24 protein-coding genes and 1 rRNA gene are annotated in these 25,444 nt (G+C 58.8%); 14 read left to right on the forward strand and 11 right to left on the reverse strand.

What is annotated here, in order from left to right; translation table 11 throughout:
* Positions 1–10 precede the first annotated feature (10 nt).
* Both rrf and GWQ29_RS21005 read left to right on the forward strand, forming a co-directional pair.
* Positions 11–125 (forward strand): 5S ribosomal RNA (rrf, locus tag GWQ29_RS21000).
* A 361-nt stretch (positions 126–486) separates the two neighbouring features.
* Positions 487–1,119, forward strand: a complete 633-nt coding sequence (locus tag GWQ29_RS21005) for a LysE family translocator (RefSeq protein ID WP_059169461.1) — start codon at positions 487–489, stop codon at positions 1,117–1,119.
* 75 nt (positions 1,120–1,194) lie between these two features.
* Here the strand turns inward: GWQ29_RS21005 and fis are convergent, their stop codons facing one another.
* Both fis and dusB read right to left on the reverse strand, forming a co-directional pair.
* The gene (gene fis, locus GWQ29_RS21010; protein WP_005309538.1) at positions 1,195–1,491 is read right to left on the reverse strand and encodes a DNA-binding transcriptional regulator Fis; all 297 of its coding nucleotides are present in this window, start codon (positions 1,489–1,491) and stop codon (positions 1,195–1,197) included.
* 25 nt (positions 1,492–1,516) lie between these two features.
* Entirely contained in the window at positions 1,517–2,482 is a 966-nt protein-coding gene (gene dusB / locus GWQ29_RS21015) for a tRNA dihydrouridine synthase DusB (RefSeq protein ID WP_005318109.1), read from the reverse strand.
* Between the two features lie 290 nt (positions 2,483–2,772).
* Between dusB and GWQ29_RS21020 the strand changes: the two genes are divergently transcribed.
* From GWQ29_RS21020 to GWQ29_RS21035, 4 genes are read left to right on the forward strand one after another with little or no spacing between them, the layout of a single operon-like run.
* Entirely contained in the window at positions 2,773–4,179 is a 1,407-nt protein-coding gene (locus GWQ29_RS21020) for a TolC family protein (RefSeq protein ID WP_021140638.1), read from the forward strand.
* Positions 4,176–5,180 (forward strand): efflux RND transporter periplasmic adaptor subunit, encoded by a 1,005-nt coding sequence (locus tag GWQ29_RS21025; protein ID WP_275920248.1) that lies wholly within the window; start codon positions 4,176–4,178, stop codon positions 5,178–5,180. The genes GWQ29_RS21020 and GWQ29_RS21025 overlap by 4 nt, the downstream gene beginning before the upstream one ends.
* On the forward strand, positions 5,180–6,325 hold the full coding sequence (locus tag GWQ29_RS21030) for an ABC transporter permease (protein ID WP_059169463.1): 1,146 nt from the start codon (positions 5,180–5,182) through the stop codon (positions 6,323–6,325). Before GWQ29_RS21025 ends, GWQ29_RS21030 begins: the two co-directional genes overlap by 1 nt.
* Positions 6,319–7,482: an ABC transporter permease gene (locus GWQ29_RS21035; protein ID WP_275920249.1), complete on the forward strand. Its 1,164-nt coding sequence runs from the start codon at positions 6,319–6,321 to the stop codon at positions 7,480–7,482. The genes GWQ29_RS21030 and GWQ29_RS21035 overlap by 7 nt, the downstream gene beginning before the upstream one ends.
* 61 nt (positions 7,483–7,543) lie before the next feature.
* Here GWQ29_RS21035 and GWQ29_RS21040 read toward each other — a convergent pair whose 3' ends face one another.
* From GWQ29_RS21040 to GWQ29_RS21050, 3 genes are all read right to left on the reverse strand, one after another.
* Positions 7,544–8,179: an SDR family oxidoreductase gene (locus tag GWQ29_RS21040; RefSeq protein WP_096119994.1), complete on the reverse strand. Its 636-nt coding sequence runs from the start codon at positions 8,177–8,179 to the stop codon at positions 7,544–7,546.
* A gap of 135 nt (positions 8,180–8,314) precedes the next feature.
* Entirely contained in the window at positions 8,315–9,169 is an 855-nt protein-coding gene (locus GWQ29_RS21045) for a DnaA/Hda family protein (protein ID WP_021140633.1), read from the reverse strand.
* A gap of 71 nt (positions 9,170–9,240) precedes the next feature.
* Positions 9,241–9,939 (reverse strand): DnaT-like ssDNA-binding domain-containing protein, encoded by a 699-nt coding sequence (locus GWQ29_RS21050; RefSeq protein WP_058395949.1) that lies wholly within the window; start codon positions 9,937–9,939, stop codon positions 9,241–9,243.
* Positions 9,940–10,142: 203 nt separating this feature from the next.
* On the opposite strand from GWQ29_RS21050, the gene GWQ29_RS21055 reads away from it, so the two are divergent.
* From GWQ29_RS21055 to GWQ29_RS21070, 4 genes are all read left to right on the forward strand, one after another.
* Complete coding sequence (locus GWQ29_RS21055) at positions 10,143–11,558, forward strand: SLC13 family permease (RefSeq protein ID WP_059114096.1); 1,416 nt, start codon at positions 10,143–10,145, stop codon at positions 11,556–11,558.
* On the forward strand, positions 11,555–12,898 hold the full coding sequence (locus GWQ29_RS21060; protein WP_059114093.1) for an ATP-binding protein: 1,344 nt from the start codon (positions 11,555–11,557) through the stop codon (positions 12,896–12,898). The genes GWQ29_RS21055 and GWQ29_RS21060 overlap by 4 nt, the downstream gene beginning before the upstream one ends.
* Positions 12,876–13,340 carry a response regulator gene (locus GWQ29_RS21065; RefSeq protein WP_265420830.1) on the forward strand — a complete coding sequence of 155 codons (465 nt, stop codon included), beginning with the start codon at positions 12,876–12,878 and terminating at the stop codon, positions 13,338–13,340. The genes GWQ29_RS21060 and GWQ29_RS21065 overlap by 23 nt, the downstream gene beginning before the upstream one ends.
* Before the next feature lie 95 nt (positions 13,341–13,435).
* Positions 13,436–14,407 carry a response regulator gene (locus GWQ29_RS21070; RefSeq protein WP_113721852.1) on the forward strand — a complete coding sequence of 324 codons (972 nt, stop codon included), beginning with the start codon at positions 13,436–13,438 and terminating at the stop codon, positions 14,405–14,407.
* Between the two features lie 75 nt (positions 14,408–14,482).
* Here GWQ29_RS21070 and GWQ29_RS21075 read toward each other — a convergent pair whose 3' ends face one another.
* From GWQ29_RS21075 to GWQ29_RS21085, 3 genes are all read right to left on the reverse strand, one after another.
* A complete protein-coding gene (locus GWQ29_RS21075) occupies positions 14,483–15,880 on the reverse strand; it encodes a peptide MFS transporter (RefSeq protein WP_265420831.1) in 1,398 nt (465 codons plus the stop codon).
* Between the two features lie 213 nt (positions 15,881–16,093).
* Complete coding sequence (gene galU / locus GWQ29_RS21080) at positions 16,094–17,005, reverse strand: UTP--glucose-1-phosphate uridylyltransferase GalU (protein WP_021140626.1); 912 nt, start codon at positions 17,003–17,005, stop codon at positions 16,094–16,096.
* Between the two features lie 94 nt (positions 17,006–17,099).
* The gene (locus GWQ29_RS21085) at positions 17,100–17,420 is read right to left on the reverse strand and encodes a ComEA family DNA-binding protein (protein ID WP_265420832.1); all 321 of its coding nucleotides are present in this window, start codon (positions 17,418–17,420) and stop codon (positions 17,100–17,102) included.
* 166 nt (positions 17,421–17,586) lie between these two features.
* Between GWQ29_RS21085 and cysQ the strand changes: the two genes are divergently transcribed.
* Positions 17,587–18,357 (forward strand): 3'(2'),5'-bisphosphate nucleotidase CysQ, encoded by a 771-nt coding sequence (gene cysQ / locus GWQ29_RS21090; RefSeq protein WP_265420833.1) that lies wholly within the window; start codon positions 17,587–17,589, stop codon positions 18,355–18,357.
* An 81-nt stretch (positions 18,358–18,438) separates the two neighbouring features.
* Here cysQ and GWQ29_RS21095 read toward each other — a convergent pair whose 3' ends face one another.
* From GWQ29_RS21095 to GWQ29_RS21105, 3 genes are all read right to left on the reverse strand, one after another.
* A complete protein-coding gene (locus tag GWQ29_RS21095; RefSeq protein WP_005318066.1) occupies positions 18,439–18,735 on the reverse strand; it encodes a YciI family protein in 297 nt (98 codons plus the stop codon).
* Positions 18,736–18,761: 26 nt separating this feature from the next.
* Entirely contained in the window at positions 18,762–19,313 is a 552-nt protein-coding gene (locus GWQ29_RS21100; RefSeq protein ID WP_005318063.1) for a septation protein A, read from the reverse strand.
* Positions 19,314–19,398: 85 nt separating this feature from the next.
* Entirely contained in the window at positions 19,399–20,934 is a 1,536-nt protein-coding gene (locus GWQ29_RS21105) for an aminotransferase class V-fold PLP-dependent enzyme (protein WP_275920250.1), read from the reverse strand.
* Between the two features lie 224 nt (positions 20,935–21,158).
* On the opposite strand from GWQ29_RS21105, the gene GWQ29_RS21110 reads away from it, so the two are divergent.
* From GWQ29_RS21110 to GWQ29_RS21120, 3 genes are all read left to right on the forward strand, one after another.
* A complete protein-coding gene (locus GWQ29_RS21110) occupies positions 21,159–21,794 on the forward strand; it encodes a hemolysin III family protein (RefSeq protein WP_021140622.1) in 636 nt (211 codons plus the stop codon).
* 117 nt (positions 21,795–21,911) lie between these two features.
* Positions 21,912–23,573 carry a putative transporter gene (locus GWQ29_RS21115; protein WP_099994230.1) on the forward strand — a complete coding sequence of 554 codons (1,662 nt, stop codon included), beginning with the start codon at positions 21,912–21,914 and terminating at the stop codon, positions 23,571–23,573.
* Positions 23,574–23,799: 226 nt separating this feature from the next.
* The coding region (locus GWQ29_RS21120) for a retention module-containing protein (protein WP_275920251.1) at positions 23,800–25,444 on the forward strand (1,645 nt) is incomplete at its 3' end.

Here is a 25,444-nt window from a genome sequence, read left to right on the forward strand (position 1 = left end):
AAGTAATTTGCCTGGCGGCCATAGCGCCGTGGAACCACCTGATCCCATGCCGAACTCAGAAGTGAAACGCGGTAGCGCCGATGGTAGTGTGGCATTCGCCATGCGAGAGTAGGACACTGCCAGGCACTCAACACGAAGAACCCCGCTCATCGAGCGGGGTTTTTTATTACCTGAAATTCAATGGCTTGGCTGTAATGGCTAGGTGATGCTTTCCTTCTGCCCCCTTACTCGTTCATTTTCCCCCGTTCTGTTCCGGATGGCTGCGCCATTCAGCGTTATATATCCCCGTCCATGTCGCTTGCTGAGGCTAACGAAAGCCAGGATGTGGACTCTGCTCAAAACCATCTCAGCCCGGGTTCCAATTCACACTAATGTGCACCAGGCTTTTCTGCTATTCCCTCCGTTGATAATCACTATTGCTGCTACGGGGGATGACAAGCGGCATGGGATCCATAGACTGTCTCTTTCACGAGCAAGGAGCTGTGTATGTTGGGGATCCACGATCTGGCGTTGTTTATCGTATCTGGTTTGTTGTTGAACATGATGCCTGGGCCTGATTCTCTGCTCATCATGCTGCGCAGCGGCTCTCAGGGCTGGCGGGCGGGTTCAGTCGCTGCGCTGGGGATTGGGACGGGCACCATGGTGCATGTGCTGGCGGCTGCACTAGGGTTGTCGGCTTTGCTGAGCACCTCGGCTGAGCTGTTCACCGTCATCAAGTTGATGGGGGCGCTCTATCTGGTCTACCTGGGGTTTTCCATGTTCTGGCAAGGGGCCAAGACGCCTCCTGCTACCAACGAGGCTGTGGCCTTGCCTGTACTCTCCTATGGCCGGATATTTCGGCAGGGGTTGCTGACCAATGTGCTCAATCCCAAGGTCGCGCTCTTCTTCCTCGCCTTTGTGCCCCAGTTTATTGCCCCAGATGCGCCACAGAAGGCGCTGGCCTTCATTCTGCTTGGCTGCATCTTCAACCTCAACGGCATGATCTGGTGCCACCTGCTGGCCTTCTCGACTGCCTATGCGAGCCGCAGGGTGAGCTTGCCTGCCCGGTTGGGGCGCTGGCTCAACCGTCTGATGGGGGGCTTGTTCGTAGGGCTGGGCATCAAGCTTGCCAGCGAGTAAATGGCAGCCATAGAAAAAGGCGTATCCCATTGCTGGAATACGCCTTCATCTGCACTGCAGCAGATCTGACTGAGATCAGTTCATGCCGTAGCGCTTGAGTTTCTTGCGCAGGGTGCCACGGTTGATGCCCATCATCACAGCGGCGCGGGTTTGGTTACCGCGGGTATATTGCATGATCACGTCCAGCATGGGAGCTTCGACTTCGGAGAGGACCATATCGTACAGATCAATCACTTCCTGACCGTTCAACTGGGCCAGGTAGTTACGCAGGGCCTGTTGCACAGAGTCACGCAGGGGGCGCTGGGTTGGCTCGGCAGCGTGATTGTGAGTAGTTGTTACCAATGCATCAGAAGTCAGGGTTTGTTCGAACATATTCGGTCGGCTCTTTAGTTATGCGTTAACCTAATCCATCGAAATACGCTTCGAGTGCCTCTAGTTGTGCGTCTGCACAATCCAGGGCATTGAAGTGCTTACGGAATTCTCGGCCCGTCTCTTCTTCATCCAGATACCAGCCCACGTGTTTACGAGCAATGCGCGCTCCCAGATATGCACCATAAAACTGATGCAGGTTGGTTACATGCTCGTTCATCAGGGTGCGAACCTCTTCCCTTTCGGGAGGCGGCAGCTTGGTGCCCGTCTCAAGAAAATGACGGATTTCCCGGAAAATCCAGGGTCGTCCTTGCGCTGCACGGCCGATCATCACGGCATCAACGCCGGTATAGTCGAGGACATACCGGGCCTTTTCCGGGCTGTCTATGTCGCCATTGGCGACAACAGGAATCGATACGGCCTGCTTAATCGCCTTAATCGTGTCGTACTCAGCGTGACCCCGGTAGAGGCAGGCACGGGTACGACCATGCACGGCGAGGGCCGCGATACCGCAATCTTCGGCGATTCGGGCGATCTCCTCGCCATTGCGGTTATCCGGATCCCATCCTGTGCGGATCTTCAAGGTAACAGGCACATCCACTGCATCCACTACGGCCCGGCAGATAGTTCTGACCAGGTCGGGATGGCGCAGCAGGGCGGAACCTGCCAACTTCTTGTTCACTTTTTTTGCTGGACAACCCATGTTGATGTCGACGATCTGAGCGCCCTGCTCCACGTTGTAGCGGGCGGCAAACGCCATCATCTCTGGGTCGGCTCCGGCAATCTGGACCGATCGCAAGCCACCTTCTGCAGAATGATCCATTCTCATCCTGGTTTTCTGGGTATCCCAGACATCCGGGTTGGCCAGCAGCATCTCGGAAACGGCCATGCCGGCACCCAATCGCAAACAAAGTTCACGAAATGGTCGGTCTGTTACACCGGCCATGGGCGCCACAATCAAGGGTGTTTCAAGCGTGTGGGGACCTATCTGCATTCCACGGTTACCATCGGCTTAGGGCGGCGTATATTACGCATTTTTTAGTCAGGAGAAAAGGTTAGTATTTGAGCGTCAGCCATTTTTTTCTGAAAAAAACGTCGCGCCAAGGCTTGCAAATTCAGGAGTGCTTGAAAATCAGGCATATTGTCAGGGTGGATCTGCGGGGTCAAATGAGTGGGTAGCTCGACGATTTGGCTGTCCCCCTCCCGTACCGGTTTGCGCTATTATACCGGCCTTGAATCGAGCAAAGGCTCCAAACAATTTCATTACAAACAGATTGGGGATGTATGACGTCAAGGTTCATCAAATCTCTCTGCCCATGCCTGCTTGGGGCCATGCTGGGCTCAGCCCAGGCACAGACGGTCAGTTTCAGCGAAGCCTGGAGTCGGGTTATCCAGCAGGATGACGGACTGGCGGCAGAACAGGCCGGTGTGGATAGAGCCAAGCAACTGCGCGAGGCTGCCAAGGCCATGTATCTGCCCAAGGTGGATGTGGGGGCCAGCTATACCCACCTCGATCAGCCGATGGAGCTCGATATGATGGATCTCAATCCTATCGCCAGCCATCCGGAATTTGGCAAGGTGCTGGCCCCTGTCATGCAGGCGCTCAATCTCTCCGCCAGTGATTTCGTGACTCCCCTGACCAAGCAGAATGTGGTGACCAGTTCGGTCAAGATGCTGTGGCCACTGTTTACCGGTGGTCGCATCGATGCGGCGCAAGATATCCGTCAGGCTCAGGTGAGCGAAGCGCAGCAGTTGCTGGTGCTCAAGCAGCAATCCACCTTCGAGAGCCTCTCCCAGACCTATTTCGGCGTAGTGCTGGCCGCGCAGGTGGTGCAGACCAAGCAGGAGATAGAGCAGGGGCTGGCCCATCATCTGGATCATGCCAGGAAGCTCGAAGCCCAGGGCCAGATCGCCAAGGTCGAGCGCCTCTCTGCCCAATCTGCCTATGACAGGGCGCGCATCGACACCCAGAAATCCCGCCGCACTCTGGAGATAGCTCAGCTGGCGCTGGGCCACATGCTCAAACTCAAGCAGGCCGAGCCCAACACCCAGCTCTTCATCAATGAGGGCATGCCGCAACTGGATGCCTTCGTGCAGGAGACCCTGGCGGTCCACCCCGGCCTCAAGCTGCTGGCCGCCAAGAAGGAGCAGGCGCAGGGTCTGATCAAGCTTGAGAAGGGCAAATATGCCCCCGAGCTGTTCCTGTTCGGTAACTACAACCTCTATGAAGATGACTCGCTGGCCTCTAAAACCACGCCTGACTGGCTGGTTGGCGTCGGGGTCAGTATGCCGCTGGTAAGTCGGGATGGTCGCTCTGAAACGGTGCAGGCGGCCAAGAGCGCCGAGCTGCAGGTCAATCTGCTGCAGGCCAAGACCCGCCAGGATCTGGAGTTGCTGGTCGAGAAGACCTGGCGCGAGGCAGCGCAGGGGCTGGAGGAGTATCAGGCGCTCTCCTCTTCCCAGGCGCTGGCCGAGGAGAACGTACTGCTGCGGGACAAGGCATTCGGTCAGGGGCTGTCCACGTCGCTGGATGTGGTCGATGCCCGTAACCAGCTGGCGGGGGTCAAGACCCAACGCGCCGCCGCTGCCTATCAATATGTGATTTCGCTGGCTCGCCTGTTGGCACTCTCCGGTCAGATGAACAGTTTCAATCAATATCAGCATGGTCAGGCAATAAAGGTGAATTCATGAGTCATTCCCCCATCAAGAAGAAGATGAGCCAGGGCAAGCCGCTGTTGTTGCCACTGGCATTGGTGTTGCTCGCTCTTTGGCTGGGCTGGCGCTTCTGGCTTGCCTATCAACCTGAACCGGTTCGCTTGCAGGGCCAGATAGAGGCGCAGCAGTATTCGGTTTCTTCCAAGGTGGCGGGCCGGATCGACGAGGTGCTGGTGAAGAAGGGTGACGTGCTGGCCAAGGATCAGCTGGTATTCACTTTGGCCAGCCCCGAGATTGAGGCCAAGCTGAGTCAGGCCAAGGCGGGTCAGGCTGCGGCCGGGGCCATGGCCGAAGAAGCCGAGAAGGGGGCGCGTGCCCAGCAAATCGCTGCAGCCAAGGATCAGTGGCAAAAAGCCAAGGCGGCCGCCCAGCTGCGTGGCAAGACTTACGAGCGTATCGCCAGCCTGCACCGTGATGGCGTGATGCCGCTGCAAAAGCGCGATGAGGCCTGGACTGCCTGGCAGGCGGCCAAGTACAGCGAAGGCATGGCCTGGCAGCAATATCAAATGACCCTGGAAGGGGCGCGGGAAGAGACCAAGGTGGCGGCCCGCGAGCAGGCCAATATGGCGGCAGGCTCGGTGGCGGAAGTGGAGGCTTATCTGGCCGATACCCGCATCGCCAGCCCCCACTCAGGTGAAGTGTCACAGGTGTTGTTACGCAGTGGCGAGCTGGCGCCGCAGGGATTCCCTGTGGTGACGCTGCTCGACATGGGGGATGCCTGGGCCCAGTTCCATGTGCGTGAAGACTTGCTGCCCCGTTTTGCGTTGGGTACCGAGTTTGACGCCATCATTCCTGGTCTGGGTGAGCAGACGGTCCGCTTCAAGGTCACCCATGTGGCCGTGATGGGTGATTTTGCCACCTGGCGTGCCACCGATACCCGTCAGGGCTTCGACATGAAGAGCTTCCAGGTGGAAGCGCGCCCCTTGCAGCCGGTTGACGGTCTGCGGGTTGGCATGAGTGTGCTGGTCGAACTCTGATGAGACATGAATGGCGGCGATTGTGGCAAGACCCCTTCGGTCGTGCCCTGATGAGCTGGGTTCCCCTCTTGCTGATGGGTATCCTCTGCTGGATCTTCTCGGCCGGGTTGGCGCGGGATCTCAAGGTTGGTCTGGTGGATCTGGATCGGAGTGTCCTCTCCCGCCAGCTGGCATTTTCGCTGGATGGTTCCGCCGGCCTGCGCCTCACGGGTCAGTTTGATTCCATCGATGAGGGGGCCCGCGCCCTGCGAGGGGGGGAGATCTACGCCCTGGTGGTGATCCCTCATCATCTGGAGCGGGATGCCCGCCAGGGGACCCAGCCCCAGGTGACAGTGTTCAACAATGGCCAGTTCATCCTGATTGCCAAGCTGGTCAACTCGGCGCTGGCCCAGGTGGTCGGCACTCTCAATGGTCAGGTAGGCGTGCTCGCAGCCATGGCCGATGGCAAGGCACTGTCCGGCGCCGTGGGGCAATCCGTGCCTATCAGCAGCCAGGTGACAGCGCTTTACAACATCAATTCCAGCTATGCCCAGTTTCTGCTGAGCGCCCTGCTGCCTGCGGTATGGCAGATCCTGGTGGTGCTCTATGGGATCAATGCCCTGGCTCGCACCGATCGATTGGGGCTGGACTGGACTACTCAAGGGGTCTGGTTCGGCCTCTGGCGCATTTTGCTGCCTCATGTATTGATTGGGTGGGCTTGGGGCCTGGTGTGGAGCCTGCTGCTGTTCAAGGCGTTTGGTTATCCCATGCAAGGCAGCTGGCTGGTGCTGACACTGGGTCTTGGGCTTGCCTCGGCGGCCTGTGTCAGCATGGGGGCCTTCTTCTACGGGATGATCCGGGATCCGGCCCGCGCCTTGTCGCTGGCGGGCGCCTATACAGCGCCGGGATTTGCCTTTATGGGGGTGACTTTCCCGGTCAGTGCCATGGGTGATTTTGCCCAGTTCTGGCGAAATCTGTTGCCCATCTCCCACTATGTGGAGCTGCAGATAGGGCAGACCAACTACGGTCAGCCGCTCGGTGCCGCCTTGCCCCAGTTCGGCGCCCTGCTGCTATTTTTACTGCCGTTGTTGCTGGTTGCTCGTCGTTACAAGCAACAGGCCGATCTTGCTCGTCAGACAGCCGACAAGGAGCCGGAACAATGCTAGGTTTCTGGGATCTGTTGCGGCTGGAGCTGCGCACCCTGCTGGCCGACAGGGCCATCATGCTGACCCTGTTTGGTGGGGTACTCTTCTACTCCTTCCTCTATCCGCAACCTTACCTGCACCAGTTGCCGCGGGAAGAGGCAGTGGTGGTAGTCAACGAAGATGGCAGTCAGCTCTCTCGCCAACTGGAGTTCATGGCCGATGCCACCCCCCAGGTGAAACTGGTGGCGCGGGCGGCCAGTCTGGATGAGGCGCGTCATCTGCTGCTGACGGGCAAGGGCCGCGGTATCCTGCACATCCCTCGCCATTTTTATCGGGATCTGATGCAGGGAAAGAGCGTCACTCTGGGCTATGCCGGTGATGCCTCCTACTTTCTGGTTTACGGCACCATTGCCGAGGGCCTCGCCCAGGCCGGTGGCTCGCTCGCTGCGCAGGTGAAGGTCGCCCGGCTGCTGAGCCATGGGGAGGCCTTGCCCCAGGCCGCCACGGGCTGGAATGCAGTGGCACTCAACGTGCTGCCCGTGTTCAATCCCACCATGGGTTATGTGAACTATGTGGTGCCGGCGGTGTTCGTGCTGATCCTGCATCAGGTGTTGCTGATGGGGACGGGGATCCTGGGGGCGACCCAGAATCAACGCAGTGGGCGCGGTGAGCATGGTTATTGGCAGCGTGCCCCTGTGCTGGCCCTGTTGCTGGCCAGAACCCTGGTGGTGGGCGGGCTCTTCGTGCTGCCCGTGGCCTACTTTTTCGGCTTCTGCTTCGATCACTACAACATAGTGCGTGCCGCAGAGCCGGCCGCGCTGTGGTTGTTCACCCTGCCGTTCCTGCTGGCGACTACCTGGCTGGGGGTGCTGCTGGGCGCCCTGTTTACGCGGCGGGATTTGCCAACCCAGGTGGTGCTGCTCTCCTCCATGCCGCTGGTTTTCCTGGCGGGTTTCATCTGGCCGCTGGAGTTGATCCCGACCCCGCTCAACTGGCTGGCCCAGTGGGTGCCGAGTACCCCGGCCATCGAGGGCTTCTTGCGTCTCAACCAGATGGGCGCCGATTTTGACCAGGTTTCCTGCTACTGGTGGCAGTTGTGGGGACTGGCATTGCTCAATGGCGGCCTCGCTTGCTGGGTGCTGGCATGGCGCCAGCGGTCCGTGCCTGCCGTCAATTGAACCCTGCCCGATATGGAAACGGTCAGCTGAGGCTGACCGTTTTTGTAATTGGCTGGCAGGATTAACCGCGTTGCAGTGTGGGGTCACTGATGGCGTAGATATTCCCTTGTGTCGTCTCGTCGGCAAGCAGGCGCAATCCCTGTGCGGCCACATCCTGGCGTCGTACCAAGCCGTGCATCTCTTTCCCCTGACTCAGTTCCGCCTGTCCGGTGGCGTCACCGTCCTGCAAGCCCGCCGGGCGCAATATGGTCCAGCTGAGTGCGCTGCTTTGCAGCCAGCTCTCGGCCAGACTCTTCAAGCGCACCTCATGACCGAAGGCAGCCCGCGCCCGCTCTGGCAGGTATTGCCAGCTGTCGCCGCAACCGAGCGAGGTGACCAGCAGCAAGCGTGTCAGCCCGGCTTGTTCCATCTCGTCGATCACATGGCGATTACCCAAATAGTCGACGGGTTCCGGTTGGCGGAAACTGCCGAGGGTCGAGACCACTCCGGCTTCGTGGCCAGCCAGCCTGCAAGCTTGCGCCACGGCCTCCTGGTCGAGGGCGTCACCCTCAACGACCTCGACCCCCAATGTACGCAGCTCTGCGGCCATTTCCGGGTTACGGACCAGGGCCACGACTCTGTGACCCTGGCTCAAGGCACAATGGGTGAAGGCGCGGCCCAGCCCGCGGCTGGCTCCGAAGATAAGTGTGGTTGGCATGGTTCTGCTCCCTTTGGCGAAAGGGTTAGCCTAGAGGGTTGGCATTGCTCTGTAAATGAGAGTTGTTTTTATTTGGTGGCGGGTAAGCAGGGAGGCACTGCGAGCCCGGCCAGCTGGCACGGGCTCGCGTGGAGATCAGCCGTTGTAGTGGCCTATGTTGGGGCGACGACTGGGGCCGCTCAGTTGGATATCCACCGGGTTGAACGCCTTGATTGCCTCGAAGCTGAAATCACCGATGGCCTGATGCAGGCTCTGGGGGCTGTGGTTGGTGATGATGATGACGCTTTTGGAGAGGTTGCGCCGGCGACGTAGCAGGTGGCCGAGGAAGCTGGACTGGCTCTCCGCCATCTTGGCACGATTGGCGGACACCTCGTCGATGATCAGCAGGTCGACCTCTTCCAGGGCGCGGCGGTACTGATTGCGCTCCTCCTGATCCTGGATCACGTTGAAGAAGAGGCGATCCACTATGGAGGCCCACTGCTGAAAGATCACCGATTTCTGGTGCAGGGCGATCAGTTCATGGGCCACGGCGCCTGCCAGGGTCGATTTGCCGGTGCCATAATCGCCATAGATGAGCATGCAGCCGCCACCGCTCTTCTCCCAGTGCTCGAAACCGCTGATGAAGTAGCGGGCCGTCTCCATGGGGTACTGCAGCGCCGGATCGGTGGCATCCATCTTCTCGAATACCCAGTCCGGGTTGAGATCCGCTTGGGCGATGAGCTTCTGGATCCGCTCCTGGCGAGCCGCCTTCTGCAGTTCGCGTACCTCGGCGTTGGCCTTGGCGTCGTACTCCTTGCGCAGAGTCTCGTAGTCGTACTGACTGCCACCGGTCTGGGCCTGCAGACGGCGAATGCGCTCAAGCAGGCCGCCCACGTGCTGGCTCAGCTCGGTGTCGTGCACACGATGATCCTGTTTGGCTTTGGCGATCTTCCGGCGTTTGGCTTCAATCTCTTCCAGCTCCTGGCGCAGGGGATCTTGCGGGTCAGTCATGGAATGCTCCTTCTGCTGGGTCAGGGATGGGTTTGCAAGGGGTTGATTTTGCCTGCAGGCAGGGGCCGCTATCAATCATTATCCGGCTCCTGCTGTGGCGCCTGTTCCAGTTTCTGACCATGGGCCAGCCGTTTTGCCTCTTCGATCATCTGTTGTGCCCGCTTGCTCGGTCCTGCCTCCGCCGGGGCTGACGTGACCTGCTGGTAACCTTTCGCTTCCATCGGTTGGCGACGGACGTAGCGGCGGGTCTTGAGGGCACGAATGAACTTGAGCATCCATTGATGCTGGGAGTCGAACACCTCGGGGCGGCCCAGCCAGTAGGCGATGAACTCCCCCAGATCCTCTTCGTTGTAGCTGGCATCGATCACCCCGCACAGGCGGGCGAGGGCGGGCAGCTCTTCATCCGGTCGCCACTGCAGGTGCATCTGGAAGGGGCGCTCCGGCAGCGGGCTGCGCACCTTCTGGGTCAGCAGCGGCAGCTGGAACGGACACTGATGGTAGTGCTCACTGTCAGCCTGCGCCTCGACTTGCAGCAGGCCGGCCTCCATCAACTCGTCGAACAGCTCGGTCAGCTGGCGGGCATTGACCTGAAAACAGAAGCCGCTGGGATCGCTTGGATCAACCACTGCCAATGAGCGCCCAAGCTCGGGATAGTTGAGCCGGGCCAGCTGATTTTCCAGCACCAGTCTGCGCAGCTGCAAGGTATAGAGGCTGCGAGCCGGATGGGACAATCTGGGATGGGCGAGGGCGCTGTATTCGGCTGGTGTCATGATGTTCTTCAGGGGCTGGCGTGGGGGGCATTATCCCCCATGGCGGGGCCTCATACAATTCGCGGCTGGCAAGAGGGGGATGGCTTGTCTGAATGTACCACTTGGTGGGTAGTCATGGCCATGAACCATGATCCCCTTCACGGACTTTACCACCCTGTTGGGGCAAGCTTGCCCACAGACTGCCCCATCGCAGCGAATGGACTATGCCTCTGAGCGCTAAATACTGGTTACCCCTCTTTGCACCCCTGCTGATCCTGATGTTGCCTACCGCCAGCTTCGGCCTGGCTGGCTTCACGGTGATAGAGCAGCGGATCCTCGCCATCTTTGTGATGGCTACCCTCTGCTGGGTGCTGGAGCCGATCCCCATCTTTGCGACTTCGGTACTGATCATTGTGCTGGAGTTGCTGTTGGTGTCGGACAGCGGGATCAAGTGGTGGCAGCCGGCCTCCCCTTCTGCGGAGTTTGGCACCCTGCTCAGCCACAAGGAGATAATGAGCACCTTCGCTTCGCCTATTATCATGTTGTTTCTTGGTGGTTTTTTTCTGGCGATCGCGGCGACCAAGTATCGGCTGGATATGAACCTGGCGCGGGTCATGCTCAGGCCGTTCGGCCAGAATCCCAACAGGGTGCTGCTGGGGTTGATGGGGATCACCGCCACCTTCTCCATGTTTATGAGCAATACCGCCACCACCGCCATGATGCTCTCCATTCTGACCCCTGTACTGGCCTTGCTGGGGCCGCGGGATCCCGGTCGTATCGCCTTCACCCTTGCCATCCCGGTGGCGGCCAATCTGGGGGGAATTGGCACTCCCATCGGTACGCCACCCAATGCGGTGGCCCTCAAGTATCTGGTAGGAGACGATGCCATCAGTTTCGCCGCCTGGATGAGCTTTGGCGTGCCCTTCGTGCTGCTGATGCTGGGGTTTGGCTGGTTGCTGCTGATCAGATTGTTTCCCTGTGAGCAGGGTCGCATCGATCTCGAGATCAAGGGCCATTTTCTCAAGACGCCCAAGGCGCTGCTGGTCTATGCCACCTTCATCCTCACCATTGGCCTCTGGCTGACTGGCGATTGGCACGGTATCAACTCCTATACGGTCGGTCTGGTGCCGGTGGCTATCTTTCTGATAGGCCAGGTACTCACCAAGGACGATTTGAAAAAGGTCTCCTGGGACGTGCTCTGGCTGGTCTCCGGCGGTATTGCACTGGGGATGGGGCTGGAGAAGTCGGGATTGGCGGCCAGTCTGGTGCAGGCCATTCCATTCAGTCAGTGGCCACCCATGCTGATCATGGTAGGGGCGACGGGGCTCTGCCTGCTGATGGCCAATTTCATGAGCAATACTGCCTGTGCCAACCTGTTGCTACCCATGGTGGCCGCTCTCGGCACCTCGCTGGATCTCGGCTCGGTCGGTGGCAGCATGGGCTTGATCCTGAGCGTGACCTTTGCCGCCAGCCTCGGGATGGCGCTCCCCATCAGCACGCCCCCCAATGCGCTGGCTCATGCCAGCGGCAATGTGGATACTCGTCATATGGCGCTGGTGGGGGTGAGTTGCGGGGGCGTTGGCTTCTTGCTCTGCCTGGCCATGATAGCGCTGCTCAATGCCATAGGGTTTGTGCAATGAGCGAGCCCCATCCCCTTCATTTGCGTTACTTCAGCGATCCGCTGCGCCAGCGCACCCTGGCGGCGGGGGAGCAGTTGCTGGAGCAGGGAGAGCATAACGATCGGCTCTATTTGCTGCGCAGCGGGCGGGTAGAAGGCACCATCATGGCTGAGAGCGAGCGCCAGCGAGTGCCAATCATGATAGTAGAGGCGGGCAACTATCTCGGGGTGCATAGCTATTTCTCCCGGGGGGCCAGTTATTGCAGGCTGGTGGCGCAGGAGCCGTGCGAGCTGGCCTGGCTCGATCGCAATACCCTGCCGGTCGAGCCCGAGCGGTTCGGCTCGCTGGCCGATCAGTTCATGCCGGTCATCATGGCCGAGCTGGCCCAGCGCCAGCGCAAGGTCAATCATGCCTATCTGGAGCGGACTCGCACCCAGCTGAGACTGCTGGAGGCGGAAAAACTGAGTCTGCTTGGCCAGCTGGCGGCAGGCTTGGCCCACGAGCTCAATAACGCCATCGGGGTGGTGACACGCAATGGCAGCGGTCTGGTCGATTTTCTCGGCGACATGCTGCGGCAATATTATCCCAGAGAGTTTCGTCTGTTTCGCCAGGGACTGGAGGCGGGGCAACTGAGCTCCAGCGCCGAAGTTAGGCGGGATGCCAGGCGGCTGGAGGAGCAGTTCAGGCTGGCCCCGGAGCAGGCCAAGCTCCTGGCGCGGATCCTCAATGGCGAACAGCCCACCAGGGCACGGATGCGGGATCTGCTGGGGGTCGCCAACTACTGGCAGCTTGGTCGCGATTGTCACGACATGCAGCTGGCGGTGAACCATGCGGCGGCGATCGTGCGTTCAGTCAAGCAGTTGGGGGGCGCCGATGGTGAGCGTCGCCACGGCGTGAAGGTGCGCGATACGCTTGAGCAGGCGCTGGCGTTACTGCAGAGCTCGTTGCGCCAGGTTCAGGTTGAACCTGTGCTGGAGGGAGATCCCCGACTCTGTGCCAACGAGGCCGAGCTGGTGCAGGTATGGGCCAATATTCTGAAAAACGCGCTGGATGCCCTGCAAGCGACTGCAGATCCGAAGATCTGGCTCCACTGCCGGACCCATGACGAGTGGATCGAGGTGACCCTGGCCAACAATGGCCCCGTGATACCGCCCGAGTTGCAACCCCGCATCTTCAAGCCCAATGTCACCACCAAGCGTGGCGGGCTTTCGTTCGGATTGGGGCTGGGGCTGGCCATTGCCGAACGGGTAGTGACCAGCTATGGCGGCGAAATTTCGCTTGTCAGCGAACCTGGCCTGACGGCATTCAAGGTGAGATTACCGAGGGAATATGGACAAGATGAATCTGATATGTGTGGATGATCAGCGGGAGGTGCTCAATGCCATCAGCCGCGATCTGGCGCCGTTGGCCAGCTGGCTCAGGGTGGAAGAGTGCGAATCGGCACAGGAGTGTCTGACTCTGATGGAGGAGCTGGATACCGCCGGGGAGCAGATTGCGCTGGTGGTGTCGGATCATGTGATGCCGGGCCTGAGCGGAGTGGAGCTGCTGACCCGGATCGGGCTGGATGGGCGCTTTCCTCATACTCGCAAGATCCTGCTGACCGGGCAGGCGACCCACAAGGACACCATAGCGGCCGTCAATCTGGCCCGCATCGATCACTACCTTGAGAAACCCTGGCAGGGCGCCGAGCTGCTTCGGGTGTGCCGTTGCCTGCTGACCGAGTTCGTGCTGGCAGCCGGAATTGACTACCAATCGTTTATCAAACAACTGGATGCGGAGACGCTCTATAAGAAATGGGAATGATTGTCATAAATTGACGTCTTGGTGCACACGTCTCTGTCGATTTGGTCTAGGCTTATTCTTTAAATAACCAGTTGACTAATAAGAGCTTTGTCAAGATGTCAAAAGCCGGATTACGGATCTTGGTGGTGGAGGATGAAGCCGTTTTTCGCCACTCTCTGGTAACTTATCTCGAGCATGACGGGGCGTGCGTATTTCAGGCCGAAGACGGGATTGAAGGCCTCTCTGCCGCCGCGATTTATCACCCCGATGTGGTGCTGTGCGATCTGAACATGCCCAACATGGATGGGCATGAGGTCATCGCCTGCCTCTCTGCCCGCTATCCCCATATTCCCGTCATCGTCATCTCGGCCCAGAGCAAGATGGAGGCGGTCGAGCGTGCGCTGCGCGCTGGTGCCCGTGATTATCTCATCAAGCCGGTGTCTGACTATGGCCTGGTGCGCCACAGCATAGAGCAGTGTTTGACGGCCAACTATGGTCATGGGCAGCAGCTGGAACTGATGGATCACATCGACTTCTTTCGTGATCACGACAAAGCCGCCACCCGCTTGCTCGCCTGGCTGAGGCCGCCATCACTGCAGGAGTGGGGTCCCTGGCAAGTCACCTTCAAGGGGATGGGCAACCTGTTTATCCCGGATACCTTCAAGGTGGATGACAAGCTGCTGGTACTGGTGATGGAGCTGCCGATCCTCGGGGTGGATGCGGCTTTTTGCGGCGCCCTGGTGCGCTCCCTGATGAATGCCCCCTATCGCCAGTTCCAGCACAAGGAGAGCCTGCTGCTGACCCAGCCGCACCGGCTGCTCGATTACCTCAATCTGCAACTTATCGAATCCGGTCTGCGTCACTCCTTTGCCATGGCGGCTCTGCTGTTTGATCAGGAGGACGGGCTGGTATTTGCCAATGCCGGGCTGACCTCACCGCACTGGCTGATGCGAGCTGGTGGTTTGCCGCTCGGTCTGATGCGCAGCAGCCACTACCCATTGCACAAGCGCTGCTGGCACGAACCCTTTGACCTGCAGTTTGACAATGACAGCGGCAGCGCTCTCCATATGCAGGTACGCCATCACTGATGGCTGGTTTGTGGCAGACAAAGACAAGCGGGGCGCCCAGTGGGCGCCCCGCTTGTCTTTTACAATCCTGACCGGTTAGACGGTGGCGGACTGCAGTTTCTTGTCGTGCTCTTCTGGCTCTTTGGCCGGACCTTCGGCGCCGTGCATCCAGTAGACCAGGCGGTTGGCCATGGTCAACAGGATCAGGGCACTGATCACGGCAGCGATGGCAATGCCGCCGAAGATGGCGATGGGACCGGATTCACCGACGAAGGAGCCAACGAAGCCGGCGATATAGTTGGCCAAGGCAACGAAGCCGAACCAGGCACCCATCATCAGGGAGGCCAGGCGCAGCGGAGCCAGCTTGGTCACCATGGAGAGACCGATTGGGGACAGGCAGAGCTCACCCAGGGTGTGGAACAGGTAGGCACCGACCAGCCAGAACATGGAGGTCTTGACGCTCTGATCGCCACCCTGCTCCAGCACGGCACCGATCATGAACAGGAAGCCCACGGCCAGGAACAGCAGACCCATGGCGAACTTCACCGGTGAGTTCGGCTCTTTGTTGCCGAGCTTGATCCAGATGGCTGCGACTATGGGGGCCAGCGTGATGATGAAGAAGGGGTTCAAGGACTGGAACCAGGCGGTCGGCACTTCGAAGCTGCCGATCATGCGGTTGGTATATTCCTGTGCGTACAGGTTCATCAGACCACCGGCCTGCTCGAAGCCTGCCCAGAAGATGATGGTGAACAGACCCAGCACCAGGATCACCTTGATGCGATCCACTTCCTGCTTGGTCAGCGGCGCCTTCTGCTCTTTGGAACGTTGCTGGGCTGCGCGCTGGGCGGCCGGTATACGACCTATGTCCCCGAGGAAGCGTTGCGCCATGGTGGCCTGCACTACCAGAGAGAGCAGCATGCCGATACCGGCGCTGACGAAGGCAGCTTGCCAGCCATAGGCAGTGGCAGCGGCGCCACAAATCACGCCTGCCAGCAGGGAACCCAGGTTGATGCCCATGTAGAAGATGGTAAAGGCGCCGTCACGACGGTGGTCACCTTCCTTGTAAAGGTCACCCACCATGGTGGAGATGTTCGGCTTGAACAGACCGTTACCCAGGATCAGCAAGCCGAGACCCGCGTAAAAGACGCTGTTGACCATATCCGGGAACATGGCATGCGGCAGGGCCAGAGTGAACTGACCCGCTGCCATGAAGATGGCGCCGATCAAGATGGCGCGGCGTTGGCCGAGGAAAGTATCTGCCAGCCAGCCACCTATGATGGGAGTGATATAAACCAGACCGGTATAGATGCCGTAGAGCTTGAGGGCATCGGCCTGAGTCCAGCCCATACCGCCGTTGGCAGTCATGTCTGTCAGATAGAGCACGAGCACGGCCCGCATGCCGTAATAGGAGAATCTCTCCCACAGTTCGGTACTAAAGAGCAAAAAAAGCCCTTTAGGGTGACCTAAAAAGGTCCCTTTGGACGGATTATTCATTGGAACTTCCACCTGTGTCTTATATTTTTTTAGGAGTTTTATGCAAGGGCTAGGAACAAGCCTTAATCCTTATAGAACAAGCGTGATTAAATTACAATATTATGATTTAGCGATATTTTATCTATCAATGGTTGAATAATTGTTTATAAAATGAAAAAGGGCATCGAACGATGCCCAGTTTTTTATTCTGTTGATAGGTTAAATATTCAGCGTTTACAACTGTTTGACAAACTGCTTCAGCCAGGCGGTGAATTCCCCGTTCAGTTCCGGATGGCGTACCGCGTATTCCACGTTGGCTTTCATGAAACCCATCTTGCTGCCGCAGTCGTGGCTGCGTCCTTTCATGAAGTAGGCGTTGACCTGCTCATGTTCCATCAGCATGGCGATGGCATCGGTCAGCTGGATCTCGTCACCTGCACCGACGGGGGTGCGCTCCAGCAGTGGCCAGATGTTGGCTGACAGCACGTAGCGACCGACCACGGCCAGATTGGAAGGCGCTTCGTCACGGGGCGGCTTCTCGACGATGGCCTGCATCGGCAGGGACATGCCCTCAGTCAGATCTTCCCCCTTGATATCGGCGATGCCGTACTTGTCCACTTCACTCTCTGGAACCGCCTCCACCATGATCTGGCTGATCTGATCCCCTTCGAACATGTGTACCATTTCAGCCAGGTTATCGCGCTTGAGGTTGCTGGCCATGTCATCGATCAGTACGTCCGGCAGCAGCACGGCGAAGGGGTTGTCGCCGATCAGCGGACGGGCACACAAGATGGCATGACCCAGACCCTTGGCTTCGCCCTGGCGCACATGCATGATGGTGACATCTTTGGGGCAGATGTGTTGCACCTCCTCCAGCAGCTGCCGCTTGACCCGCTTCTCCAGGGTGGCTTCCAGTTCGAAGCTCTTGTCGAAGTGGTTCTCGATGGAGTTCTTGCTCGAGTGGGTCACCAGGATGATCTCCTTGATGCCGGCAGCGATGGCTTCACGCACCACATACTGGATCAGCGGTTTGTCGACCACGGGCAGCATCTCTTTGGGGATGGCCTTGGTGGCAGGCAGCATGCGGGTGCCCAAACCGGCGACAGGAAGAACGGCCTTGCGTACAACGAGCTGTGTCTTTTTCATGGAGAGAGTCCAGAGATACAAAGTGGCCCCATGATACCCGAAGAAAAATAGGGCAGCCACAGGCTGCCCTCATGATGGAAGAAGTCCAAACTGGCTATTTGACGATGATCATGTCCCGATTTGCTTCCAGAGTGGCCGGCCCTATGCCGCTGACATCCGCCAGTTGTTCAACCGTGGTGAACTTGCCCTGCTTCTCACGAAAATCGACGATGGCCTGCGCCTTCTTCTCCCCGATCCCCTTGAGGGCAGTTAACTCATTGATACTGGCCGTATTCAGGTTCACCTTGCCACTCTCCTTGGCGATGGTGACCGTGGTCGCTGGCTTGGCAGCCGGCTTGTCGGCGGCCAGCAAAGGCTGGCTCAACAGGGGCAGGCAGCTCAGCAGCAGGGTGGCGGTCAGGGTCTTGTAGTTCATGGCTTCACGTCCTTGTGTTGTGTGGAATCACTATTGAGGATTAGCCGAGTCGCGCCACTTTTTGTCTGTCATTTATGACACTTTATAAGTCAGAGCAAACGGCTATAAGCCTCTTTTGTCCAAAATGGGTACACTGTGCTAACCATTTGACCAGGATGTCTTTTCTATGTTTTTCCCTGCAATTTCCGAGCTGGAGCCCATCGCCCGCGCTGCCGGTGACATCATCATGGCCATCTACAGCCAGCCCTTTACGGTGGAGTACAAGGGGGACGAGAGCCCGCTGACCGCCGCCGACAAGGGGGCGCATGAGGTGATAGTGCAGGCGTTGGCAATGCTCACCCCCGATATTCCTGTGCTCTCGGAGGAGTCCGGCCCAGAGGTGATGGGATTGCGCCATGGCTGGTCCCGTTACTGGCTGGTGGATCCGCTCGACGGCACCAAGGAGTTTGTCTCCCGCAACGGTGAGTTCACCGTCAATATCGCGCTGATCGAGGATGGCAAGCCGCTGTGGGGTCTGGTCTATGCCCCCGTGCTGGACCGGCTCTGGTATGGCGGCAAGGGGATGGGCGCCTGGCGTGTGGCTGATGGCCAGCGTGAAGCCATCCAGACCTTGCCTCATCAGGAAGGGGCGCCATGGCGGGTGGTGGGCAGTCGTAACCACCTGTCCCGGGAGACCCTCGATTATCTGGCACGCTTTGGTGACATAGAGCGGGGCGAGATTGAGCTGGTTTCCATGGGCAGCTCTCTCAAGTTCTGCATCATTGCCGAAGGGGGGGCCGAGCTCTATCCACGCCTCGCACCTACCTGTGAGTGGGATACGGCAGCGGCGCAGGCCGTGCTGGAAGGGGCAGGGGGCAGCGTGACCCGGCTCGATGGATCACCCCTTGCCTACAATAAGCCCGATATTCTCAACCCCTGGTTTGTCGCGCGGGCCTGAGCGCCCTTTAAACAAGGGCAGCACAAATGTGAAAAGGCCGGACACTGTCCGGCCTTTTGCATTTTCGCCCACCACCTGAGCTCAAAACACCTTTTTGTAGGGCTTGATGGTGACCTTGGCGTAGACACCGGCTGCCACATAGGGATCGTCATCTGCCCAAGCCTTGGCATCGGCCTGGCTGGCAAATTCAGCGATGACGGTACTGCCGGAGAAACCCGCATCGGCCGGATCGTCGGCATCTATGGTCGGGTTGGGACCTGCAGTCAGCAGTCGTCCCTCATCCTGCAGCGCCTGCAGGCGGGCCAGGTGGGCAGGACGGACCTGTTTGCGCAGGGGCAGGCTGTTGGGAACATCCTCGGAGTAGATGAGATACCACATGAGACAATCCTTCTTCTTGATGGCGATTATTTTTTCAGTTCGCCTTTCTGCTCGGCCGGCAGGTGGCGGTAAAGGTAGACACCGCTCAGCAGCGTAAACACCAGCGTCATGCCGAGCAAACCGAACACTTTGAAATTGACCCACATCTCTTGCGGCAGGTTGAAGGCCACATAGAGGTTGAGCAGGCCGCAGACGGTAAAGAAGCCAACCCAGGCAAGATTGACTCTATCCCAGATGGCATCGGGGGCTTGCAGCTCTTTGGCCAGCATCTGCTTGATGAGGTTCTTGCCAAAGCCGTAGCGGCTTATGAGCAGGCCCAGCGCGAACAAGATGTTGATGACGGTGACTTTCCACTTGATGAAGGCGTCGTCATGGAAGAAGACGGTGAGGCCGCCGAAGAAGCCGACCAAGAGGAAGGTAAAGAGCTGCATCTTCTCGACTTTGCGGTAACGCACCCAGCTATAGATGAGTTGCAGACCGGTCACGACGACCAGGGCGCCGGTAGCCGTGTAGATGTCGTAGAACTTGTAGACCGCGAAGAAAACGATAAGTGGAATAAATTCAATAAATTGCTTCATGTCTGGCTCATAGCCCTCAAAAATAGACCTCAAAATTTTGTCCAGTCTACCTGCAAGGTAGACAACGGCAAATGAATAAGACCGCTCATTTGGCGTCCAGTTCCCGGCCGCTTGCCTGGCCGAATAACTGCCGGGCAATGTCGGCGCCGAGGCGTTGTTGGTCTGCCAGCAGCTCGCGAATATGGCGCTCCTCAATCAGCGGATTGAGCAGCACGGCGCGCAGCAGGGTGAGCGGCTGGGCACCATAGCGCCCTACCGCTCGCTGGGTGCGGGAGACAAAGCTGTGTCCCTCGGCCCGCTGGGCTTTTTGCAAGGCGACGTTGAACTGGTTGATCTGGTCGTTGGCCGCCTCATCGAGCGCTTTGCCCTGCAGATGGGGTGGAATGCAGCGGTAGGAGAGCAGGTTCATCACAGGGGCCGACATCAGCTCGAAGGCGGGATCCTTGTTGATGAGGTCTGCCATCAATCTGGCTCTGTCGTAGTTGGCTTCGATAAGCTGGGCGTAACCCTGCTGGCCAAACAGCTGGAAGGCTGCGTCCAGATAGAGGGCATTGGCGGGACGGGTGCCTTCCAGGGTAAAGCGGCCCTGATCAAAGGAGCTGGCACGGATGGCATAGGGCGCTTCTCGCTTGACCGTCATCATGAGGTCCGGCTGGCGGCAGAGCAGCATGCCTGTACCGAGTGGTACCAGCAGTTGCTTGTGCCCATCCAGGGTCACGGTATCGGCCAGTTCAATTCCTGCAAGCAGCCCCTGATAGCGGGGGGAGAACAGGGTCGGGCCGCCCCAGGCGGCATCCACGTGGAAGTGGATCTGCTCGCGCTCGGCGATGGCCGCCAGCTCGGGCAGGGGATCGATGGAGCCAAAATCGGTACTGCCGGCTACCCCGACCAGCGCCAGCACCTTGAGCTTCTGTTCTTTGCACTGGGTCAGTGCGGTTTCCAGCGCCGTCATGTCGAGCCGGTTCTGGTCGTCGGTCGCGAGCCGCCAGACGCTATGCGCGCCCAGCCCCAGCAGATCCATCCCCTTGTCGAAGGAGTAATGCATCAGCCGGGATCCCAGGATCACTGCGCCGCGATAGCCCTGCTCGTAGAGGGCGAACAGGTTGTCACCGCAGGCGCGGTTGCGGGCCAGCCAGAGGGCAGTGACGTTGGCGATGGTGCCGCCGCTGGTCATGACGCCGAGGGCGGCATCCTTGGCATGCATCTGCTCGCCATAAAAAGCATCATCGGCGCGATAGATGAGACGGTGCAGCTTGGCCAGCACCTCCCGCTCCAGAAAGCTGAGCAGGCGGGAGGACTCCATTTTCATCGGATTCTGGTTGAGCATCACCAGCAGGCGTGACAACTCGGCGGTGAAAGCGGGTAGTGGCGCCGTCATGTGCCCCATGTAGCGTGGGGAGGTCAGATGGGAGGCCCCTGGCACCAGGGTTGCCAGTCGCGCCAGATAGTCATCCATCGAGATGCCGACAGTGGGCATCCGGGATTGATCGAGCTGGTGGGTGAAGTGGTCGTGCTGGTAGGGGGCCTGACTGTCATCCGAGTGATGGAAGGTCTCCAGCAGGGCCGTCATGGCCTGACTGAAGGCCGGATCCGGTAGTGCAAACAGTTCAGTCAACTTCATCAGGTTCTCCAGACCAGGTTGCCAGGGTGTCACCGGGAGGTGAGCAACCGTGGCAGCGACAGCGACGTGGGCATCGGCCGCAGAGCATACACCAAAGGTAAACGGGTGACAGCCATGAGCGCATCATGGGGATGGGCCCAATCAGATGATGCTCCATTTAAGCTAACACTTGTACTCTGAAAAGGCGGCGGCTAGAGTGAGCCCAGTTTGGGCAGGAGTATGTTATGAGCAGTGTGACGGATTATTCTCCCCGCGAGGAGTTGGCCAATCGCCTCAGCCACGGCTTGGGGCTGGTGTTCGGGATCCTGGGCTTGATCCTGTTGTTGAACAAGGGTTGGGGGCAGGGCACCCAGGCGCTTATCAGCTATAGCCTCTATGGCGGCAGCCTGGTGCTGCTCTATCTTGCCTCGACCCTCTATCACAGCATGGCGGAGGGAAGTGCCAGACGTTGGTGCAAGGTGTTTGATCACTGCGCCATTTATCTGTTGATCGCTGGCACTTATACCCCTTTCCTACTGGTGGCGCTCGATACTCCGCTGGCGCAGGGGCTGATGGTTGTGATCTGGGGGCTGGCACTGGCGGGGGTGGTGTTCAAGCTGTTCTTCATCCACCGATTCGAAAAATTGTCGCTGTTTACCTATCTGATGCTGGGCTGGTTGTCGCTGGTGGTCATCTATCAGCTTTACCTCCATCTGGAGGGCGAGGGCTTGTTGCTGCTCGGGCTCGGTGGTCTCATCTACAGCCTGGGGGTCATCTTCTACGTGGCCAAGCGCATTCCTTACAACCACGCCATCTGGCATCTGTTCGTGCTGGGTGGCAGTGTTTGTCACTTTATGGCCATTTATGGTTACATCGCTTGACTAGCCATTAATTGGTATTTTTGCCGTTCAGAAGGATAAAATCGTGCGGTATCACACAGTTGGCATCAGCGTTTGCTGACAAGCTAGGGACAGTTCAATTCAGAAAGGATGCACACGATGAGTGATATCGCGCTTTCCATCAGCATGTTGTCGCTGGTGGCGGTGCTGGGGCTCTGGCTGGGAAACTGGCGGGTCTATGGCGTTGGCTTGGGAATAGGAGGTGTGCTGTTCGGTGGCATCATAGTGGGCCACTTCGCGGGAGTGTCTGATCTGGCGCTCGATGAGCAAACCCTGCACTTCATTCAGGAGTTCGGTCTCATCCTGTTTGTCTACACCATCGGCATCCAGGTCGGTCCCGGCTTCTTCTCCTCCTTGCGCAGCTCTGGCCTCAAGTTGAACGGATTCGCCGCCTTGCTGGTGATCCTTGGTTGTGTGGTCGCGGCAGGGCTGCATCAATTGTTCGATGTACCCTTGCCGGTGATCCTCGGGGTCTTCTCCGGCGCCGTGACCAATACGCCCTCCCTTGGTGCGGGTCAGCAGATCCTGGCCGAACTGGGGGCCGCTCCCGGCGCGACCGGCTTGATGGGCATGGGCTATGCCGTTGCCTATCCGTTTGGCATCTGCGGCATCCTGCTGACCATGTGGCTGGTTCGTCTGTTTTTTCGCATCAAAATCGACGAAGAAGCGGACCAGTTCGAGCAACATGCAGGCAAGACCAAGGAGAGTCTGCAGACCATCAATATTGCGGTGCGCAACCCCAATATGCATGGCCTGATGCTCTGCGAGATCCCGAGTCTCGACGAGTCGGATGTGATCTGCTCCCGCCTCAAACGCGGTGAGGAACTGATGGTGCCGCGGTCGGATTCGCGCATCGAGCTCGGTGATTTGCTGCACCTGGTGGGTGATCGGCATGCGCTGCACAAGGTACTCCTGGTGCTTGGGGAAGAAGTGGAGACCTCGCTCTCGACTCGCGGCACCGATCTGCGGGTAGAGCGGGTGGTGGTCACCAACGAGCAGGTACTTGGCAAGAAGATCCGCGATCTCGACATCAAGCAGAAATACGACGTTGTCATCTCGCGCCTCAACCGGGCCGGTATCGAGCTGGTACCGACCAGCCAGACCAGCCTGCAGTTTGGTGACATCCTCAATCTGGTGGGTCGACTCGACGCCATAGAGGCGGTGACCAATGTGGTGGGCAACGTGCAGCAGAAGCTGCAGCAGGTGCAGATGCTGCCGGTGTTCATCGGCATCGGCCTGGGTGTACTGCTCGGCTCCATCCCCTTCTATCTGCCCGGTTTCCCGGCGGCGCTCAAGCTGGGTCTGGCGGGCGGTCCGCTGGTGGTGGCGCTGATCCTGTCGCGGATTGGCAGCATCGGCAAGCTCTACTGGTTTATGCCGCCGAGTGCCAACCTGGCGCTGCGGGAGATTGGCATAGTACTGTTTCTGGCGGTGGTGGGCTTCAAGTCCGGTGCCGGCTTTGTCGATACCCTGATCAACGGTGATGGCCCAGCCTGGATGATGTACGGCATGGCTATTACCCTGATCCCGCTGCTGGTGGTCGGGGTGCTGGCCCGTCTGTATGGCAAGATGAACTACCTCACCCTGTGCGGCTTGCTGGCGGGTTCCATGACGGATCCCCCCGCCCTGGCATTTGCCAACGGTATGCACCCTACCAGTGGTGCCAGTGCCCTGTCATACGCCACCGTCTATCCCCTGGTAATGTTTCTGCGGATCATTTCCCCCCAGTTGCTCGCCATCCTGCTGTGGGCGGGTGTCTGACCATGACCCGGACGGGAGCACAGTGATGTGCTCCCGTCATCAAAATGCAACACATTGATCATCTTGATTTTATTTTTACCTCCTCCGTCATTGACCCTTCTGTTTAACCGGCCGGTTTAGCCTCAAATCACTCTATCCATTCGAATTTTCTAACTGGTTTCTGGCGTCATTCACGGGCACATTAGACGGTGGAATATTGCATGCCAATAGAGATTCAGGAGAGAACATGAGCAGCCATAAAATCGCATTGGAACAGGACGTCGTTGTTACCCAGTTGAAAGGCAACATTTACCTGGTCGCCGCAGATGGCAGCCAGAAGCAGCTTGCCGAAGGCGATATCCTGCCCAGGGATGCGGTGCTTATCACTCCTGAGGGCGCCAGTTTCAACGGCGGCAACCAGACTTTCACCCTGAGCCCGACCAACGAGCAGCAGGCTGAGGATGAAACGTCTCAGGCACCTTTGCTGGCCCAGAACCAGGATGTGGCCACTGGCACTCCTGATGAGATATCGGCTTTGCAACAAGCCATTTTGGGCGGGGCCGACCCGACCCAGGCGTTTGAAGCGGCTGCAGCTGGCGGTGCTCCTGCCGCAGGCGGTGGCAACATAGGTGGTGTGGCCGGTGCCAGTGGCAATGGCGGCTTCGTCACCATAGATCGTACCGGCGATGCCACCATAGCGGCGGCGGGATTTGATACCGCCAACCAGACGGATGCCGGTGTGACAGGCGATGCGGTCGCGGGTGAAGATGATCCTTTCGACCTGGTGCCGCCGGTGATCACCGTCTCTGCACCAGACAATACCAATGACACCACCCCGACCCTGACTGGCACCACGGATGCGCCGGCTGGCAGCACTGTGACCCTGCTGGTCACTGATGCCAATGGCAACCAGCAGACCCTGACCACAACCGTCAACCCGGACGGAACCTTCAGTGTGGATGTTGTTACCCCGCTGGCAGATGGCGCCTATACGGTCACCGCCAATGTCACCGATCCTGCCGGCAACACAGCTACAGCCACCGATGATGGCAGTGTGGACAGCACGGCTCCCTCTGCTCCCCTGGTGGAAATACAGGATGGTGCGGACAATGTCATTTCAGCCAACGAGCGTGAAAATGGCGTGGATGTGATTATCCGTTTGCCAGCCGATGCCAAAGTCGGTGATCGCCTCGATGTGGACTGGAATGGTGATGGTGTGCCTGACTCCAGCTCCATCCTGACTGCCGATGACATTAGCAAGACCCTGGTTACTCTGACCATTCCCACTACGGATCTGCCGGTCAATGGCCCCGTCATTGTGGATGCCACTCTGACCGATCCAGTGGGCAATACCTCTCCCAAGGGTACTGACAACAGCGTTGTGAATGCCGCGCCTCTGCCAGGGAACGACCAGTTTACCGTGGAAGAGGATGGGACGGTCATCATCAAGGTGCTCGACAACGACACCGACCTGGACGGTGATAGTCTCAGCATCACCGCCATCAATGGCCAGGCCATTGCCGAAGGTGGTTCGGTGGCCATTGGCAATGGTTCCGTCACCCTGACCAACGGTCAGCTGGTCTTTACGCCATCCCCTGATTTCAATGGCAATATTTCGTTCGAATACACAATCACAGATGGTTTGCACAGCTCGACTGGCGGGGTTACCGGTACTGTCACCCCGATCAATGATGCCGCCATTATTGCCGGTGCTGACACTGGCGCGGTGACTGAAGATGCCAGCCCGGATGTGCTGGCTGACAGCGGCCAGCTGAAGATCAGCGACGTGGACGGGGCCGACGAGGTGGCGTTCAAGACGGACGCGGCCAGCATCACCGCCAGCCCGGATGCACTGGGCAGCCTGAGCATCACGGCTGACGGCACCTGGACCT

This window comes from Aeromonas sp. 2HA2 (assembly GCF_029237345.1).
Lineage (GTDB): Bacteria > Pseudomonadota > Gammaproteobacteria > Enterobacterales > Aeromonadaceae > Aeromonas > Aeromonas salmonicida.